The organism is Falsiroseomonas oryzae (assembly GCF_027856955.1).
Lineage (GTDB): Bacteria > Pseudomonadota > Alphaproteobacteria > Acetobacterales > Acetobacteraceae > Falsiroseomonas > Falsiroseomonas oryzae.
In genome coordinates, this window is record NZ_JAPSMD010000670.1 from 1 (window position 1) to 2,070 (window position 2,070).

Annotated in this window: 3 protein-coding genes and 1 pseudogene; 3 read left to right on the forward strand and 1 reads right to left on the reverse strand. The window is 74.7% G+C overall.

Going from position 1 to position 2,070, the window contains the following annotated elements:
- The 3 genes and pseudogenes from OZN99_RS30390 to OZN99_RS30400 all read left to right on the forward strand — a co-directional run.
- Positions 1-368, forward strand: a pseudogene (locus tag OZN99_RS30390) (DNA mismatch repair endonuclease MutL); the annotation flags it as partial.
- 41 nt (positions 369-409) lie between these two features.
- Positions 410-844 (forward strand): BLUF domain-containing protein, encoded by a 435-nt coding sequence (locus OZN99_RS30395; protein ID WP_270938945.1) that lies wholly within the window; start codon positions 410-412, stop codon positions 842-844.
- Between the two features lie 43 nt (positions 845-887).
- Positions 888-1,544, forward strand: a complete 657-nt coding sequence (locus tag OZN99_RS30400; RefSeq protein WP_270938946.1) for an MBL fold metallo-hydrolase — start codon at positions 888-890, stop codon at positions 1,542-1,544.
- A gap of 6 nt (positions 1,545-1,550) precedes the next feature.
- Here the strand turns inward: OZN99_RS30400 and OZN99_RS30405 are convergent.
- Positions 1,551-2,070: SIMPL domain-containing protein (locus OZN99_RS30405; RefSeq protein WP_270938947.1), on the reverse strand; the 520-nt coding region annotated here is incomplete at its 5' end.

Genomic DNA, 2,070 nt, shown 5'->3' on the forward strand with positions numbered 1-2,070 from the left:
TCGACGCGGCGGAGGCGCTGGCCCGGCTGGGGCTGGACCTCGAGGGCTTCGGGCCGGGCGCGGTGCTGGTGCGCGCCACGCCGGCGCTGCTCGGCTCGCCCGATCCCGCGCCGCTGCTGGCCGACCTGGCCGAGGAACTGGCCGAGAGCGGGGAAACGCTGGCGCTGGCGGACCGGCTGGATGCCGCCATCGCGCGGCTGGCCTGCCATGGCTCGATTCGTGCCGGGAGGCGGCTGACGGCGGCGGAGATGGCGGCGCTGCTGCGCCAAATGGAGACGACGCCGCGCGCCGCCACCTGCAGCCATGGCCGGCCGACCTTCGTCCGGCTGGGACGGGCGGAGCTGGAAAGGCTGTTCGGGCGGCGCTGAACCTGCGCAGGATGCGCCTTCCCGTCCGGAGGACCACGGCAATGCGCGTGGTGCAGCTGATCTACGCCTCCCGGCCCTTCGGCTTCGATGCCGGCGTGCTGGACGACATCCTGCTGACGGCGCGGCGCAACAATGCCCGCGACGACCTGACCGGCGCGCTGATCTGCCGGCACGACCTGTTCATGCAGATGCTGGAGGGGCCGCGCGCCCGTGTCACCGCGGCCTTCGCGCGCATCCTGCGCGACGACCGCCATGTGGAGGTCTCGCTGCTGTGGTGCGGCGACGCGGCGCAGCGGCTGTTCCCGGACTGGTCCATGCGCGACGATCCCGTACGGTCCTGGATGTGGAGCCGGGACTCGCTGGCGGCCGGCGCGCTGGCCGAGGCGACGGCCGAGGAATGCCGCCAGGTCTTCGTGCGCCTGGCGCGTGAGCCGCGCGAGTCCGGGCGGATCTTCGCCGAATCCGGCCGGCACTGAACGCGGCATTGACGCCTCCGCCGGGCGGCGGCACTCCGGCGCCATGCCGAAGCTCCAGGCCGCCCAGGTCGCCGTCACCCCCTTCCAGCAGAACTGCGCCCTGATCTGGGACGCGGAGACCGGCCAGGGCGTGGTGATCGACCCCGGCGGCGACGTGCCGCGCATCGCGGCCGCGCTGGACCGTGCGGGCTGCACGGTGGAGCGCATCCTGCTGACCCATGGCCACCTGGACCATGCCGGCGGCGCGGCGGAGTTGCAGACGCTGCTGGAGGCAAGGCAGGGCGCCAGGGTACCGATCGAGGGGCCGGACCGGCGCGACGAATTCCTCCTCCAGGGCATCGCCGAGCAGGCCGCGCAGTACGGGCTGGACGGGATGGCCAACGCCACGCCCGACCGCTGGCTGGCGGAAGGCGACACGCTGCAGATCGCCGGGCAGGCGTTCGACGTGCTGCATTGCCCCGGGCATACGCCCGGGCACCTGGTCTTCGCCTCCGTCCCGCTCGGCTTCGCGGTGGTGGGCGACGTGCTGTTCCGCGGCTCGGTCGGACGGACGGACTTTCCCTATGGCGACCACGATGCGCTGATCGCGGCCATCACGGGCAAGCTGCTTCCGCTGGGCGACGGGATGCGCTTCCTCTGCGGGCACGGGCCGGGCTCGACCTTCGGCGAGGAACGGCGGTCGAACCCGTTCCTGCGCTGACCGCCGCTACCGCGGGCGCAGGATCGCCACGGCCTGGACGGTGGCGGAGACCACGACGTCCTCGGCCACGGCGACCGGGGGCGGGGCGGCGGCGGCGCGCGCGCTCATCGCCATCGGCGCGGCCATCGGGCGCGGTGCGTGCTCCGGCGCGTCGATCCGCACCTCCTTCAGCCCGACCATCACCAGGCCGAGTTGCGCAGCCACCGCTTCCGCCCGCCGGCGCAGCGCATCCAGCGCGAGGCGGGAGGCCTCCTCCCGCGCGGCGCGCGCCGCGTCCCGCGTCAGGGTCCAGTGCAGGGAGGCGGTGGCGAGGCCCTGGCCCTGCAGCGCGCCGGCGAGTTCGAGCAGGGCGGCGCCGTCACCGCTGCGCAGCGTGATCTGCTGCACGGCCTGCCAGGTGCGCCCTTCGTCCACGCGGGACGTCCAGTAGCCGCCGGTCGAGACGCGGATGCCCTGCACGCCCTGCGCGCGGGCCACGGCGGCGGCGACGCTGCGGTTCACCGCCTCCTGCGCGGCGGCGGCGCTG